The 14,713-nt window shown below is 73.8% G+C and carries 14 protein-coding genes; 12 read left to right on the forward strand and 2 right to left on the reverse strand.

All coding sequences use genetic code 11. The annotated features are described in order from the left end of the window. Window positions 1-23: 23 nt before the first annotated feature. On the reverse strand, window positions 24-2,813 hold the full coding sequence (locus Q0858_RS20100; RefSeq protein ID WP_299058138.1) for an FAD-binding and (Fe-S)-binding domain-containing protein: 2,790 nt from the start codon (window positions 2,811-2,813) through the stop codon (window positions 24-26). 81 nt (window positions 2,814-2,894) lie between these two features. On the opposite strand from Q0858_RS20100, the gene Q0858_RS20105 reads away from it, so the two are divergent. Continuing rightward, window positions 2,895-3,215: a putative quinol monooxygenase gene (locus Q0858_RS20105; RefSeq protein WP_299058139.1), complete on the forward strand. Its 321-nt coding sequence runs from the start codon at window positions 2,895-2,897 to the stop codon at window positions 3,213-3,215. A gap of 12 nt (window positions 3,216-3,227) precedes the next feature. Here the strand turns inward: Q0858_RS20105 and Q0858_RS20110 are convergent, their stop codons facing one another. Beyond that, the gene (locus Q0858_RS20110) at window positions 3,228-4,034 is read right to left on the reverse strand and encodes a maleylpyruvate isomerase family mycothiol-dependent enzyme (protein ID WP_299058140.1); all 807 of its coding nucleotides are present in this window, start codon (window positions 4,032-4,034) and stop codon (window positions 3,228-3,230) included. Window positions 4,035-4,135: 101 nt separating this feature from the next. On the opposite strand from Q0858_RS20110, the gene argC reads away from it, so the two are divergent. From argC to Q0858_RS20165, 11 genes are read left to right on the forward strand one after another with little or no spacing between them, the layout of a single operon-like run. Beyond that, complete coding sequence (gene argC / locus Q0858_RS20115; protein ID WP_299058141.1) at window positions 4,136-5,164, forward strand: N-acetyl-gamma-glutamyl-phosphate reductase; 1,029 nt, start codon at window positions 4,136-4,138, stop codon at window positions 5,162-5,164. After that, window positions 5,161-5,613 (forward strand): ACT domain-containing protein, encoded by a 453-nt coding sequence (locus tag Q0858_RS20120; protein WP_299058142.1) that lies wholly within the window; start codon window positions 5,161-5,163, stop codon window positions 5,611-5,613. The genes argC and Q0858_RS20120 overlap by 4 nt, the downstream gene beginning before the upstream one ends. A gap of 35 nt (window positions 5,614-5,648) precedes the next feature. Next, window positions 5,649-6,800 carry a bifunctional glutamate N-acetyltransferase/amino-acid acetyltransferase ArgJ gene (gene argJ, locus Q0858_RS20125; RefSeq protein WP_299058143.1) on the forward strand — a complete coding sequence of 384 codons (1,152 nt, stop codon included), beginning with the start codon at window positions 5,649-5,651 and terminating at the stop codon, window positions 6,798-6,800. 44 nt (window positions 6,801-6,844) lie between these two features. Further along, window positions 6,845-7,777, forward strand: a complete 933-nt coding sequence (gene argB, locus Q0858_RS20130; RefSeq protein WP_299058144.1) for an acetylglutamate kinase — start codon at window positions 6,845-6,847, stop codon at window positions 7,775-7,777. After that, window positions 7,774-8,964, forward strand: a complete 1,191-nt coding sequence (locus Q0858_RS20135) for an acetylornithine transaminase (protein ID WP_299058145.1) — start codon at window positions 7,774-7,776, stop codon at window positions 8,962-8,964. The genes argB and Q0858_RS20135 overlap by 4 nt, the downstream gene beginning before the upstream one ends. Continuing rightward, window positions 8,961-9,881: an ornithine carbamoyltransferase gene (argF, locus tag Q0858_RS20140; protein WP_299058146.1), complete on the forward strand. Its 921-nt coding sequence runs from the start codon at window positions 8,961-8,963 to the stop codon at window positions 9,879-9,881. The genes Q0858_RS20135 and argF overlap by 4 nt, the downstream gene beginning before the upstream one ends. Beyond that, window positions 9,860-10,459: an arginine repressor gene (locus Q0858_RS20145; RefSeq protein WP_366916032.1), complete on the forward strand. Its 600-nt coding sequence runs from the start codon at window positions 9,860-9,862 to the stop codon at window positions 10,457-10,459. The genes argF and Q0858_RS20145 overlap by 22 nt, the downstream gene beginning before the upstream one ends. Next, window positions 10,456-11,886, forward strand: coding sequence for an argininosuccinate synthase (gene argG, locus Q0858_RS20150; RefSeq protein ID WP_299058147.1), 1,431 nt, complete (start codon window positions 10,456-10,458; stop codon window positions 11,884-11,886). Before Q0858_RS20145 ends, argG begins: the two co-directional genes overlap by 4 nt. Next, a complete protein-coding gene (locus tag Q0858_RS20155) occupies window positions 11,886-12,410 on the forward strand; it encodes an NUDIX domain-containing protein (protein WP_299058148.1) in 525 nt (174 codons plus the stop codon). The genes argG and Q0858_RS20155 overlap by 1 nt, the downstream gene beginning before the upstream one ends. Then, window positions 12,407-13,822, forward strand: a complete 1,416-nt coding sequence (argH, locus tag Q0858_RS20160) for an argininosuccinate lyase (RefSeq protein ID WP_299058149.1) — start codon at window positions 12,407-12,409, stop codon at window positions 13,820-13,822. Before Q0858_RS20155 ends, argH begins: the two co-directional genes overlap by 4 nt. A 2-nt stretch (window positions 13,823-13,824) precedes the next feature. After that, window positions 13,825-14,415, forward strand: a complete 591-nt coding sequence (locus Q0858_RS20165; protein ID WP_299058150.1) for a DNA-3-methyladenine glycosylase — start codon at window positions 13,825-13,827, stop codon at window positions 14,413-14,415. The last annotated feature ends 298 nt before the right edge of the window (window positions 14,416-14,713 follow it).

Raw genomic sequence — 14,713 nt, forward strand, 5'->3', positions numbered from 1 at the left:
AGCACCTCGACCTCCGGTGCGGGTCAGGCGGTGAGGTCCGCCAGCAGCTCGAGGACGTGACGGTAGGACTCACCCGTCGCGCGGGTCATGCCGATCTCGCAGGTCCGGTTCACCGAGACGTACGCCGCCCCGCTCGGCAGCGGCATCGCCGCGACCTCGGCGGCCTCGGGGGCGGTGGCCGAGGCGGTGAGCTCGGGGTGCAGGAGGCCGCGGTCGCCGGCGAAGGCGCAGCAGCCCCAGGCGTCGGGCACCCGGACGTCGGCCGAGCAGGCCCGGGCCAGCGCGACGAGGTCGTCGGTGGTGCCGAGCGTCGTCGAGGCGCAGGTCGGGTGCACGACGACCGCGGGCACCGATCCGGTCACGGTGAGCCGGGGGAGCACCTCACGGCGCACGAAGGTGGTGGCGTCCTCGACCCTCACCCCGGCGTCGCCCAGGGAGCGGACGACGCCCTCCGTGCACGACCCCGCGTCGACCAGGACGGGCAGGCGGCCGCCGTCCGTGGCGTGCTCCAGCGAGGTCCGCAGCTTCTCGGCCATCCGCGCGTGCCCGGCCTCGTGGCCCTTCGACGACCACGGCGTGCCGCAGCACAACGACGGCAGGTCCGCCGGGGTGCGCAGGCGGACGCCGGCGCGCTCGCAGAGCGCCCGGACGGCGCCGTCGGCTTCCCCGCCGAACATCGTGTGGGTGCAGCTGGTGAAGAGCACGGCCTCGGCCGCGGGGTCGTCGAGCACCTCGCGGCGCGCACCTCCCGCGCCGAGCTCGGGGTCGGTGAGCGGGACGACGTCCGCGCCGAGCAGCCGGCGTCCGAGCCGGGCCGCCCCGGCGGCCAGGCCTGGCACCTTCGAGGCCACGCCCAGCCCGGCCGACGCCGCGCGGGTGGCGACGTCCCAGCGGTCGGCGGCGGCCGTCCACGCCCGGTCGCCGGGGGCGTCCTCGGCCCGGAGCCGCTTCACGAGCTGGCCGGTGTCGATCAGCACCGGGCAGGCGGTGGCGCACATGCTGTCGGCGGCGCAGGTCTCGACGCCGTCGTAGGTGTAGTCGTCGCGCATCTGCTGGGCGACGTCGTGCTCGCCACGGGCCTCGGCGTCCGCGATCTCGCGGCGCCCCACGATGCGCTGCCGCGGGGTCATGGTCAGCGACCGCGACGGGCAGATCGGCTCGCAGAAGCCGCACTCGACGCACCGGTCGACCTCGTCCTCGACCCGCGGGGCGGTCTTGAGGTCCCGCAGCCACAGGTCGGGGTCGTCGGTGAGCACCGACCCGGGGTTGAGGATCCCGGCCGGGTCGCAGAGCCGCTTCACCTCGCGCATCACGTCGGTGAGCTCCGCGCCGTACTGGCGCTCGACGAACGGCGCCATGATGCGCCCGGTGCCGTGCTCGGCCTTCAGCGTGCCGCCGAGACCGAGCACGAGGTCGACCATGTCGGTCGTGAACTCCTCGTACCGGCGCAGCGCCTTGTCGTCGTCGAACCGCTCGGCGAGCAGGAAGTGCAGGTTGCCGTCGCGGGCGTGGCCGAAGATGACGGAGCCCTCGTACGAGTGGTCGCCGAACAGCCCGGTCAGGCCGCGGCACATCTCGGCGAGGTGCCCCACCGGGACGGCGACGTCCTCGAGCAGCGCGTTCGTGCCCTGCGGGCGGGCGCTCGCCACCGCGGAGTACAGGCCCTTGCGCGTCCGCCACAGCGACGCCCGGGACGCCGGGTCGCTGGTGAGGTCGGCCGCCTCGGTCAGCGGGAGCGCGGCCAGCCCCGGCTCGGCCGTACGACGGGCCTCCTCGAGCTCCTCGACCGACTCCGCCTGCAGCTCGACGAGAAGCGCGGCGTGCTCGCGGACGTCGAGGCGCCGGATCTGGTCCGGGCAGCCCGGGTCCGCCTGCGCGACGCGCAGCGCGGCGGCGTCGAGCAGCTCGGCGGTCACCACACCGGTCGCGAGGAGGTCCGGTACCAGGGTGGCGGCGGTGGCGAGGTCGTCGGCGACCAGCAGGCCCGTGGCGGTGTGGGGGAGGACAGGGACGGTCCGGAAGACCGCGGAGGCGACGAAGCCGAGCGTGCCCTCGCTGCCGACCATGAGGCGGGCCAGGACCGCCGCCGGGGTGTCGTGGTCGAGGAAGCTGTTGAGGCCGTAGCCCATCGTGTTCTTCAGCGCGAAGAGGCGCTCGACGGTCGCCACCGAGTCGGGGTTGCCGCGCACCCGGTCCCGGAGCGTCAGCAGGCCGGCGTACAGGTCGGGCTCGCGGGTCCGCAGCAGCTCGTCGGCGTCCGGCGCGGCGGTGTCGAGGACCGTCCCGCTCGGCAGGACCAGCACCATCGACTCGCAGGTGCGGTAGCTGTTGCGCTCGGTGCCGCACTGCATGCCCGAGGAGTTGTTCGCCAGGACCCCGCCGAGGGTGCAGGCGACCTCGCTGGCCGGGTCGGGGCCGAGCGCCCGGCGGTGGCGGGCGAGGCGGGTGTTGACCGCGCGGACCGTCGCGCCCGGCTGCACCCGCACCCGCGCGCCCTCGTCCAGGACCTCGATGCCGGTGAAGCCCGCACGGACGTCGACGAGCACGCTGTCCGACAGCGCCTGCCCGGACAGCGAGGTGCCGCCGCTGCGGAACGTCAGCGGGACGCCGAGCCGGGTGCAGGCCCGCATCACCTCGGCGACCTGCGCCAGGTCCCTCGGGGTGGCGAGCGCCTGCGGGTGCAGCAGGTAGTGCGACGCGTCGTGGGCGTGCGTCCGCAGGTCCAGCGCACGGCCGGAGACCTCGACGCCGGGGCCGAGGACCCCCGACAGACGGGTGGCGAGACCTGCAGGACCCACGGTCGTCTGCGTCATGGGATCAACCTACGTCCGGCCTCGTGAGGTCTGGCACAGTTCCCGTCGTCGGAATCCCCCCGTAGCGAAGGAGACCCCCGCATGATCTTCATCTGCGTCCGTTGGAAGGTGAAGCCGGAGCACGCCGACGAGTGGCCCGAGCTCACCCGCACCTACACCGAGGGCACCCGCGCCGAGCCCGGCAACCTCTTCTTCGAGTGGGCCCGCAGCGTCGAGGACCCCAACGAGTACATCCTCATCGAGGGCTTCGAGGACGACGCCGCCGAGGCCCACGTCAACGCCCCGCACTTCAAGAAGGGCCAGGAGGAGCTCCCGCAGTACGTGCAGGAGACGCCGAAGATCCGCAACATGCAGATCCCCGGCGACCACTGGGACGAGCTGGGCGAGTTCGAGGTGAAGTAGCCCCACCCCCGCTCAGTCGAGCGGCGTCGCGACGGCGGCGCGGAAGGCCTCCAGGCACTCCGCGTCGCCGTCCTGCGTCATGGCCCCGTCGTCGGAGCGGCCCCACAGCCACAGATCGAGGTCGGCGGCCCGGCCGCGGACGACCGCGTCGGCCGCCGTGCCGGGGTCGGCCGCGAGGCGGTCCAGCGTCGGCTCGTCGTACGTCGTGCCGTCGTGGGTCCCCGTGAAGCGACCGGGTCGCACCCACAGGTGGTGGTCGGTGTCGCTCAGCTCGATCCGGACGACGTGGGGGCCCGGGGCGACCTCGCCCCACGGCGGGGGGTCGCCGCCGTACATCACGTCGACGAGCTCGGCGACGCCGTCCGCGGCCAGGAGCGGGTCGAGCGTGGAGGGGTGCCCCGCCGTCTGCTCCGCGTCGACGCGGTGCACCAGTGCCTCGTGCGCCTGGCGACGCAGGACGAACCCGACGGTCCGGTCCTCCGACCAGCTCCAGGCCGGCTCGGCCGGGTCGGCGGCCGCGAGCAGGTCGACCAGGCGGGTCGCCCGCTCCTCGTGCAGCGCCAGCAGGTCGTCGTACGCCGAGGGGCGCGGCGGGTGGGTCGCGGGGTCCTCCAGCGCGCCGGGCTCCTCGGGGCGGTGCTCGAGGACCCAGCCCCAGAAGAACAGCACGTCGGCGTGGTGCCAGAGCAGGTCCGCGGCGTCCCAGTCCGGGCAGGCGGGGACCCGGGCGGCGGGGTCGGTCCCGCGCAGCGCCTCGCGGAGCCGTGCGGCGTCCTCGGCGAGGTGTCGCCGGTAGTCGGCGGCGTCCAGACGGGTCATCGACCCACCGTAGGACGTGCTGGCGCTCCGCCGCCGTTGCTGCCAGGCTCGGGGGACCCCTCCTGCTCATCGCCATGCAGTCTTGTGTATAGTCATACGACATGACGGTGAGGGTGGCGGTGGCCGGGGCCAGCGGGTACGCCGGGGGTGAGGTGCTGCGGCTCCTGCTCGCGCACCCCGAGGTGGAGATCGGCGCCCTGACGGGCGGCTCCAACGCGGGGGAGACGCTGGGTGCCCTGCAGCCCCACCTGCTCCCGCTCGCCGACCGGGTGCTCGAGGAGACCTCCCCGCAGACCCTCGCCGGCCACGACGTCGTCGTCCTCGGCCTGCCCCACGGGCAGTCCGGACCGATCGCCGCGGCCCTCGACGACGACGTGCTGGTCGTCGACTGCGGCGCCGACTACCGGCTCTCCGACGCCGCCGACTGGGAGGCGTTCTACGGCGGCGAGCACGCCGGGACATGGCCGTACGGCATCCCCGAGCTCCCCGGGCAGCGCGAGGTGCTGCGCGGCACGAAGCGGGTCGCGGTGCCGGGCTGCTACCCGACGGTCTCCTCCCTCGCGGCCCTCCCGGCCGTCGCCGCCGGCCTCGTCGACCCGGACGTCGTCGTGGTCGCCGCCTCCGGCACCTCGGGAGCCGGCAAGAAGCCCGCGCCCCACCTGCTCGGCAGCGAGGTGATGGGCAGCGCGTCCGCGTACGGCGTCGGCGGCGTGCACCGCCACACCCCCGAGATCACCCAGAACCTCCGCGCCGTCACCGACGAGCCCGTGACGGTCAGCTTCACCCCGATGCTCGTGCCCATGTCGCGCGGCATCCTCGCCACCGTCTCGGCCCCCGCCCGCGAGGGCGTCACCGTCGCCGACGTCCGGGCGGCCTACGCCGCGGCCTACGACGGCGAGCCGTTCGTGCACCTCCTCCCCGAGGGCCGCTGGCCCGCCACGCAGTCGGTGCTCGGCTCCAACGCCGTCCACCTCCAGGTCGCCCTCGACGAGGCGGCCCGCCGCGTCGTCGTGGTGGGCGCGATCGACAACCTGGCGAAGGGCACGGGCGGCGCCGCCGTCCAGTGCATGAACCTCGCCCTCGGTCTCGACGAGACCCTCGGCCTGACCAGCGTGGGAGTGGCCCCGTGAGCGACGAGACCCCGGACGAGACCCCGGACGAGACCACCGGCGAGACCACCGGGCCCGTGGCCCGGACCCTGCACGTCTACCCCGAGAAGCTCGCGATCGTGCGCCTCGGCCCCGGCGCCGAGGTACCGCCGTGGGCGGAGGCGTCCTCGCTGCTGTCGATCACCGCGACGGCCACCGAGACCTCGGTGATCTGCGCGGGCCGCGACGTGCCCCGCAAGGTCCCGGCCCACCGCGGCTACACCGCCTTCGTGGTCGCCGGCGTGCTCGACCCGACCGAGGTCGGCGTGCTCCACGGGCTCCTCACACCGCTGGTGGAGGAGGGCATCGGGGTCATGACCGTCTCGACGCACGACACGGACTGGCTGCTGGTGCCCGCGCTGCAGGCGGAGCGCGCGGCCGAGGCGTGGCGACGATCCGGGCACACCGTCACCCCCGCCCCCGTCGCCTGAGCACGCGCTCGCCCAGATCCGAGAGAAGAGACCCCGTGAGCATCACCACCCCCGCCGGCTTCACCGCCGCCGGCGTCCCCGCCGGCCTCAAGTCGACCGGCGCGAAGGACGTGGCCCTGGTCGTCAACGCCGGCCCCACCTTCGACTCCGCCAGCGTGTTCACCGCCAACCGCTGCCGCGCCAACCCGATCCTGTGGAGCGAGAAGGTCGTCGCGGACGGCACCGTCCGCGCCGTGGTCCTGAACTCCGGCGGGGCCAACTGCTACACCGGACCCGAGGGGTTCCAGACGACCCATGCCGTCGCGGAGCGGGTCGCCGAGCACGTCGGCATCGGCGCCCTCGACGTCGTCGTCTGCTCCACCGGTCTCATCGGCCTCACGAACGACCGCGACGTCGTCCTGGCCGGTGTCGACGCCGCCCACGCCGCCCTGTCCGAGGAGGGCGGCGACGACGCCGCCCACGCGATCATGACCACCGACTCGGTGGCCAAGCAGGTCGTGGTCGAGGGCGCCGGCTGGAGCATCGGCGGCATGGCGAAGGGCGCGGGCATGCTCGCCCCGCAGCTGGCGACGATGCTCGTCGTCCTCACCACGGACGCCGTGGTGCCCCACGCCGACCTCGACGCCGCGCTGCGGGCCTCGACCGCGGTGAGCTTCGACCGCCTCGACTCCGACGGCTGCATGTCGACCAACGACACCGTCACCGTGATGGCCAGCGGCGCCAGCGGCATCACCCCGACCGCGGAGGACTTCACCGCCGCGCTCACCCAGGCGTGCACCGACCTCGCGATGCAGCTGCTGAGCGACGCCGAGGGCTCCGAGCACGACATCGCCATCACCGTGCTGAACGCCGCGAGCACCGACGACGCCGTCGAGGTCGGGCGCAGCATCGCGCGGAGCAACCTGTTCAAGGCCGCCGTGTTCGGCAAGGACCCCAACTGGGGCCGCGTGCTGGCCAGCATCGGCACCACGCAGGCCGCGTTCGACCCGCTCGACCTCGACGTCGCCATGAACGGCGTGTGGGTGTGCCGCGAGTCCACCCCCCACGAGGACCCGGCCGGCGTCGACCTGTCCGGGCGCGAGGTCACGGTCACCGTCGACCTCAAGTCCGGTGACGAGCGGGCCACCGTGTGGACCAACGACCTGACCCACGCCTACGTCCACGAGAACAGCGCCTACAGCTCGTGACCGGCCACCAGGACACGGACACGGACGCAGAGCAGGAGCAGCAGATGACCAGCACCACCGAGGCGGCCAAGGCCGCGACCCTCGCGGGCGCCCTGCCGTGGCTGAAGGAGTACAACGGCAAGGTCGTCGTCATCAAGTACGGCGGCAACGCCATGACCGACGACGTCCTGAAACGCGCCTTCGCCGAGGACATCGCCTTCCTCCGCTTCGCCGGGTTCAAGCCCGTCGTCGTCCACGGCGGCGGCCCCCAGATCTCGAGCATGCTCGACCGGCTCGGCATCGAGTCGGAGTTCCGTGGCGGCCTGCGCGTCACCACCCCCGAGGCGATGGACGTCGTCCGGATGGTGCTGGTCGGCCAGGTGCAGCGCGAGCTCGTCGGCCTCGTCAACGAGCACGGCCCGCTGGCCGTCGGGCTGTCCGGCGAGGACGCCGGCCTGTTCACCGCGAAGGCCACCAACACCGTCGTCGACGGCGAGGAGGTCGACCTCGGCCTCGTCGGCGAGGTCGCCAGCGTCCGCCCGGAGGCGGTCGTCGACCTCCTCGAGGCGGGCCGCGTCCCGGTCATCTCCAGCGTCGCCCCGGACGCCGACGGCCAGGTCCACAACGTCAACGCCGACACCGCGGCCGCCGCGCTCGCCGTCGCGCTCGGCGCCGCCAAGCTGCTGGTGCTGACCGACGTCGAGGGCCTCTACCGCGACTGGCCGGCCAGCGACGACGTCATCGGCGAGATCAACCCCGAGGCCCTGGGCCGGCTGCTGCCGGACCTCGCCAGCGGCATGGTCCCGAAGATGACCGCCTGCATGCAGGCCGTCCGCGACGGCGTGCCCAAGGCCACCGTCGTCGACGGCCGCGAGCCCCACTCGGTGCTGCTGGAGCTGTTCACCGACGAGGGGATCGGCACCCAGGTGCTGCCCGGGGTCGCCACCCGCACCCGCAAGGCCAAGGAGAAGCCGTTCGACAAGGGAGCCGAGTCGTGACCACCTGGACCGACCGGTACGCCGGCGCGCTGATGAACACCTTCGGCCCGCCGAAGATGGCGCTCGTCCGCGGCGAGGGCGCCCACGTGTGGGACGAGCACGGCACCGAGTACGTCGACTTCCTCGGCGGCATCGCGGTCAACACGCTCGGCCACGCGCACCCCGCGCTGGTGAAGGCGCTGACCGACCAGGTCGCCACCCTGGGCCACGTCTCGAACTTCTTCACCACGCCCGCCCAGGTCGAGCTCGCCGAGCGTCTGCTCGCACTCCTCGTGCCGGACGCCGAGGCCCGCGTCTTCTTCTGCTCCACCGGCGCGGAGGCCAACGAGGCCGCCCTCAAGCTGAGCCGCCTCACGGGTCGCAGCCACGTGGTGGCGATGGAGGAGGCGTTCCACGGCCGCACGATGGGCAGCCTGTCGCTCACCGCGAAGGCCGCCTACCGCGAGCCGTTCGAGCCCCTGCCCGGTGGGGTCACCTGGGTGCCGTTCGGTGACGCCGACGCGCTCGCCGCGGCCGTCACCGACGAGACCGCCGCCGTCGTCATCGAGCCGCTCCAGGGGGAGGCCGGCGTCAACGTCGCGTCCACGGAGTTCCTGCAGGCCGCCCGCCGCACCACCTCGGAGCAGGGCGCGCTGCTGTGGTTCGACGAGGTGCAGAGCGGCATGGGCCGCACCGGCTCCTGGTTGGCCAGCCACCCGTCGGGCGTGGTCCCGGACCTGGTCACCCTCGCGAAGGGCCTCGGCGGTGGCATGCCCATCGGCGCCCTGATCGGCGTCGGTGAGGCCGCGTCGATGTTCGACCCCGGCCAGCACGGGACGACCTTCGGCGGCAACCCGCTGTCGTGCGCGACCGCGCTCGCGGTGCTCGAGACCATCGAGTCGGAGGGCCTGCTGGCGCGCGCCACCGAGGTCGGCGACCGGCTGCGGGCCGGGCTCGCGGAGGACGCCCGCGTGGTCGACGTCCGCGGCGTGGGCGTGCTGGTCGGGCTGTCGCTGGCTGAGGAGGGGGCCCCCGCCGTCGTGGCCGCGGCGCAGGAGGCGGGGTTCATCCTCAACGCCACCGGACCCCGCCGGGTCCGCCTCGCTCCGCCCCTCGTCGTCACGGACGCCGACGTCGACGCGCTGCTCTCCGCCTGGCCCGGCATCCTCGACGCCGCCGGCGTCGGGACGGGGGAGGGGTCCTCGTGAGGCACCTGCTCCGCGACGACGACCTCAGCCCCGCCGAGCAGGCCGAGGTCCTCGACCTCGCCGCCGCGCTCAAGGCCGCGCCGTACGACAGCAAGCCGCTCGCCGGGCCCCGGTCGGTGGCGATGATCTTCGACAAGCCGACCCTGCGGACGCAGACGTCGTTCGCCGCGGGCATCGCCGAGCTCGGCGGCAACCCGATGCTCGTCGAGGGCCGGCTCGCCGGGATCGGCGTCCGCGAGTCGGTCGAGGACGTCGCCCGCGTGCTCGGCCGCCAGGTCGCCGTCGTGGTCTGGCGGACGTTCTTCCAGGCCGACCTCGACCTGATGGCCCGCTGGGCCGGCGTCCCCGTGGTCAACGCCCTCACCGACGACTTCCACCCCTGTCAGCTCATCGCCGACCTGCTGACGATCCGCGAGCACGCCGGCGACCTCGCGGGCAAGCGGGTCGCGTTCGTCGGCGACGGCGCCTGCAACATGGCGAGCTCGTGGCTGCTGGCCGGCGCGACCGCCGGGATGCACGTGACGGTCTCGGCCCCGGACGGCTACCAGCCCACCCACGAGCTCCTCGCCCGGACCGCGGAGATCGGCAGCGGCACCGGCGGCTCCGGACGGGTCGTCGTCGACCCCGTCGAGGCCGTCACCGACGCCGACGTGGTCGTCACCGACACCTGGGTCTCGATGGGCAAGGAGCTCGAGGAGCGGGCCCGGGCCAAGGCCCTCGGACCGTGGTCGCTGACCCCCGAGCTGCTCGCCCGGGCCACCGACGACGCCCTCGTGCTGCACTGCCTGCCCGCCCACCGCGGGCAGGAGATCAGCGACGAGGTGCTCGAGGGCCCCGCCAGCGTGGTGTGGGACGAGGCCGAGAACCGCCGCCACGCGCAGAAGGCGGTCCTCGCGTGGCTCCTGGAGCGGGCGTGAACGACGGCGCCCTCACCCCCATGACCAAGAGCGCCCGTCAGCAGCTGGTGGTCGACCTGCTCCAGCTGCACGACGTCCGCTCGCAGACGGAGCTGGCCGACCTGCTCGCCACCCGCGGCGTCTCGGTCACCCAGGCGACGCTGAGCCGCGACCTCCTCGACCTCGACGCGGTCAAGATCCGCACCCGCGAGGGCGGGCTCGTGTACGCCGTGCCCGCCGAGGGCGGCGACCGCACCCCGGCCGTCGGGACCAGCGCCGCGGCGGGCAGCCGCCTGGCGCGGCTGTGCGGCGACCTTCTGGTCAGCGCGGACTCCAGCGCCAACCTCTGCGTCCTGCGGACCCCGCCCGGGGCCGCCCAGTTCCTCGCCAGCGCCTTCGACCGCGCCGAGATCGGCGACGTCCTCGGCACCATCGCCGGCGACGACACCCTGCTCGTCATCAGCCGCGACGCCGAGGGAGGAGCGGAGCTGGCCCGACGATTCCTGGCGCTCGCCAACCGCGCGGGCGCCGCCCCCACCCACGCTGCCACCCCCGAGCAGCACCCGGACACCCCGATCCCCAGGAGCCAGCACGCATGAGCAAGGTCCTCGACACCCTCCCCGTCGGCGAGAAGGTCGGCATCGCCTTCTCCGGCGGCCTCGACACCTCGGTCGCCGTCGCGTGGATGCGCGAGAACGGCGCCGTCCCCTGCTGCTACACCGCCGACATCGGCCAGTACGACGAGTCCGACATCGCCGGCGTCCCCGGCCGTGCCCACGAGTACGGCGCCGAGATCGCCCGCGCCGTCGACATCCGGCTCCCGCTCGTCGAGGAGGGCTTCGCCGCCATGGCGTGCGGCGCGTTCCACATCCGCTCCGGCGGGCGCACCTACTTCAACACCACCCCGCTCGGCCGCGCCGTGACCGGCACGATGCTGGTCCGGGCCATGGCCGAGGACGGCGTCGACATCTGGGGCGACGGGTCGACGTACAAGGGCAACGACATCGAGCGGTTCTACCGCTACGGCCTCATGGCCAACCCTGACCTGCGCATCTACAAGCCCTGGCTCGACGCGGCCTTCGTGACCCAGCTCGGGGGCCGCGCGGAGATGAGCCAGTGGCTCACCGAGCGCGGGCTGCCCTACCGCGACAGCCAGGAGAAGGCGTACTCCACCGACGCCAACATCTGGGGCGCCACCCACGAGGCGAAGACCCTCGAGCACCTCGACGTGTCGCTCGAGACGGTCGAGCCGATCATGGGCGTGAAGTTCTGGGACCCCTCGGTCGCGATCGAGACCGAGGACGTGACGCTGCGCTTCGAGCAGGGCCGCCCGGTCGGGATCAACGGCACCACCTTCGACGACCCGGTCGCCCTGGTCGACGAGGCCAACCGCATCGGCGGGCGCCACGGACTCGGGATGAGCGACCAGATCGAGAACCGCATCATCGAGGCGAAGTCGCGCGGCATCTACGAGGCGCCCGGCATGGCGCTGCTGTGGGCGGCGTACGAGCGGCTGGTCAACGCGGTCCACAACGAGGACACCATCGCCTGGTACCACTCCGAGGGCCGCAAGCTCGGCCGGCTGCTCTACGAGGGCAAGTGGCTGGACCCGCAGGCGCTGATGATCCGCGAGGCCGTCCAGCGCTGGATCGCCTCACTGGTCAGCGGCGAGGTCGTGCTCCGGCTGCGCCGCGGCGAGGACTACACGGTGCTGTCGACGACGGGCGAGAACTTCAGCTACCACCCGGACAAGCTGTCGATGGAGCGCACCGAGAACGCCGCGTTCGGCCCCAACGACCGCATCGGGCAGCTCACGATGCGCAACCTCGACATCGCCGACTCCCGCGACAAGCTCGAGCAGTACGCCGGCCAGCCGCTCGACCAGGGCCACGTGCTCGTCGAGAACGGCACGCTGTACGGCGAGCTGCTGCCCGGCGGCTACGACCGGATCACCCGCAACCCCGCGGCGGCCGACCCCGCCGACGAGGCGCTCGACGCGGCCGCGATGGAGTACGGCACCGACTGATGGGCACCCCCGCCTCCGGCCCGGACCGCATCCGGCGCACCACCGCCCGCGTGCTGCCCGTCAGCGACGACGGCGCGGTCCTGCTGGTGTGCGACCACGACCCCGCCGTGCCCGACGCGCGCCGGTGGGGCAGCGTCGGCGGTGGGGTCGACGAGGGGGAGTCTCCGGAGCGCGCCGCGGTCCGGGAGCTGTTCGAGGAGACCGGGGTCATGGCCGTCCCCGCCCAGCTCGTCGGCCCGGTGCACGCCCAGGAGGCGGAGTACTCGTTCGGCGGCCTCGACTACCACGCCCACTCGACGTACTGGGCCCTCCACCTGGAGCGGGGCGTCCCGCTGAGCCTGGACCACCTCGCCCCGGACGAGGTCGGGCACGTGTTCGCCGTGGACTGGTGGACGCCCGACGCCCTGGAGGCCCCCGACGCGCCGGCGTACGCCGACGACCACCTGCCCGAGATCATGCGCGCGGCGGTCGCCGCCGTGCTCGGCGACGACACCGACCTGACGGACGAGAAGGACCACCGATGAGCGGCACCGGCACCGGCAAGCTGTGGGGCGCCCGTTTCGCGGGTGGTCCCTCGCCCGAGCTCGAGGCGCTGTCGCGCTCCACGCACTTCGACTGGCGTCTGGTGCCCTACGACCTGGCGGGCTCCCGGGCGCACGCCCGGGTGCTGCACGGGGCCGGGCTGCTCACCGACGCCGACCGCGACACCCTGCTCGCCGGGCTGGACCGGCTGGGGGAGGCGTACGACGCCGGGACGCTGCGTCCCGACGACTCCGACGAGGACGTCCACGGTGCGCTCGAGCGCCTGCTCCTCGTCGAGGTCGGCGACGAGGTCGGCGGCCGCCTGCGGGCGGGCCGGTCCCGCAACGACCAGGTCGCCACCCTGTTCAGGGCCTTCCTGCGCGACCACGCCCGCGTCGTCGCCGGCCTGCTCCTCGACCTGGCCGACGCCCTGACGGACCAGGCTGAGACCCACCTCGGCGCGGTCATGCCGGGCCGCACCCACCTCCAGCACGCCCAGCCGGTGCTGCTCTCGCACCACCTGCTCGCCCACGCCTGGCCCCTGCTGCGGGACGTCGAGAGGCTCCGCGACTGGGACGCCCGCACCGCGGCGGGGTCGCCGTACGGCTCGGGGGCACTGGCCGGCTCGACCCTGGGTCTCGACCCGGAGGCGGTGGCCCGGGACCTGGGCTTCACCGGGTCGACGCCCAACTCGATCGACGGCACGGCGGCCCGCGACTTCGTCGCCGAGTTCGCCTTCGTGTCCGCGATGGCGGGCGTCGACGTGAGCCGGCTGGCGGAGGAGGTCATCCTCTGGGCCACGAAGGAGTTCGGGTTCGTCCGGCTGCACGACAGCTGGTCCACGGGGTCCTCGATCATGCCGCAGAAGAAGAACCCCGACATCGCCGAGCTGGCGCGGGGCAAGGCGGGCCGCCTCCTCGGCAACCTCACGGGCCTGATGGCGACGCTCAAGGCGCTCCCGCTGGCCTACAACCGGGACCTCCAGGAGGACAAGGAGCCGGTCTTCGACTCGGTCGACACCCTCGAGGTGCTGCTGCCCGCGGTGACGGGGATGGTCGCGACGCTGGAGTTCCAGGTCGAGAGGATGGCCGAGCTCGCCCCCCAGGGGTTCTCGCTCGCCACCGACGTCGCGGAGTGGCTGGTCCGCGAGGGGGTGCCGTTCCGCGTGGCCCACGAGGTGGCCGGCGCCTGCGTCCGACGGTGCGAGGAGCTCGGCTGCGAGCTGTCGGACCTCGACGAGGACGAGCTGGCCGCCGTCGACGCCCGCCTGACGCCGGCGGTGCGCGAGGTGCTCACCGTCGAGGGATCGGTCGCCTCCCGCTCCGCCCGCGGGGGGACGGCGCCCGACCGTGTCGCCGAGCAGCTGGCCGAGGCCCGCGCCGCCTCCGCCTCCCTGCGGACCGCCCTGGCCTGAGGGTGACCGACGACCTCGCGGACCTGCTGGGGGACCCGGCGATCGAGGTCGCGCCGCGTCTGCTCGGGGCGGTGCTGCGCCACCGCGGGGTGGCGGTGCGGCTCACGGAGGTGGAGGCGTACGCCGGGGCGGACGACCCCGGGTCCCACGCCTTCCGCGGCAGGACGCCGCGGACGACGGTGATGTTCGGCCCGGCAGGTCGGCTGTACGTGTACTTCACCTACGGGATGCACCACTGCGCCAACGTGGTGTGCGGTCCGGACGGGGAGGCCGCGGCCGTCCTGCTGCGCGCGGGGGAGGTGGTCGAGGGCATCGACCTCGCGCGGGAGCGGCGCCCGAACAGCTCCGACCGGGACCTCGCCCGCGGACCGGCCCGGCTGTGCCGGGCGCTGGACGTCGACCGGCAGCAGGACGGTGCCGACCTGCGCCTCGGACCGGTGCTCGAGCTCGGCCCCCCGCCGACCGCGGGGACGGTGCGGACCGGCCCCCGGGTGGGACTGCGCCAGGCGCCCGATCGCCCGTGGCGCTTCTGGCTGGACGCGGAGCCGACGGTCTCGGCCTACCGGCCCGCAGCCCCGCTGCGCCCCCGCTGAGGCCCGTAGGACGGGGGCCTGGTGCGGAGGGGGACCCCCCGATTGGTGGTCCTCGGGCAGCCCTGCTAAGTTTTTCCATGTCGCCGCGAGCGGCCCCGAGAGGGGCGAAGCGGCGGCCGCCTCTCTGGCCGAGGGGCCGGGATTGACCGCGTCACGCGGCTCCGGTAACTTGGCGGAGGCCCTGCTGAGGGTGTTGCTCCCTGAGGGAGTGAACTGCAGCCTGGGTGTGTTGTTTGAGAACTCAACAGTGTGTCATTCATATGATGATGAATTAGTTTGTATGCCCTGACGGTTTCTA

This window comes from uncultured Nocardioides sp. (assembly GCF_947489365.1).
Lineage (GTDB): Bacteria > Actinomycetota > Actinomycetes > Propionibacteriales > Nocardioidaceae > Nocardioides.

Excerpts from the sequence above, each read along its gene's own strand:
- Q0858_RS20105 (WP_299058139.1), top strand. The coding sequence starts at position 2,895 with ATGATCTTCATCTGCGTCCGTTGGAAGGTGAAGCCGGAGCACGCCGAC.
- argC (WP_299058141.1), top strand. The coding sequence starts at position 4,136 with ATGACGGTGAGGGTGGCGGTGGCCGGGGCCAGCGGGTACGCCGGGGGT.
- argH (WP_299058149.1), top strand. The coding sequence starts at position 12,407 with ATGAGCGGCACCGGCACCGGCAAGCTGTGGGGCGCCCGTTTCGCGGGT.
- argG (WP_299058147.1), top strand. The coding sequence starts at position 10,456 with ATGAGCAAGGTCCTCGACACCCTCCCCGTCGGCGAGAAGGTCGGCATC.
- Q0858_RS20100 (WP_299058138.1), bottom strand. The coding sequence starts at position 2,813 with ATGACGCAGACGACCGTGGGTCCTGCAGGTCTCGCCACCCGTCTGTCG.
- Q0858_RS20110 (WP_299058140.1), bottom strand. The coding sequence starts at position 4,034 with ATGACCCGTCTGGACGCCGCCGACTACCGGCGACACCTCGCCGAGGAC.
- Q0858_RS20155 (WP_299058148.1), top strand. The coding sequence starts at position 11,886 with ATGGGCACCCCCGCCTCCGGCCCGGACCGCATCCGGCGCACCACCGCC.
- argB (WP_299058144.1), top strand. The coding sequence starts at position 6,845 with ATGACCAGCACCACCGAGGCGGCCAAGGCCGCGACCCTCGCGGGCGCC.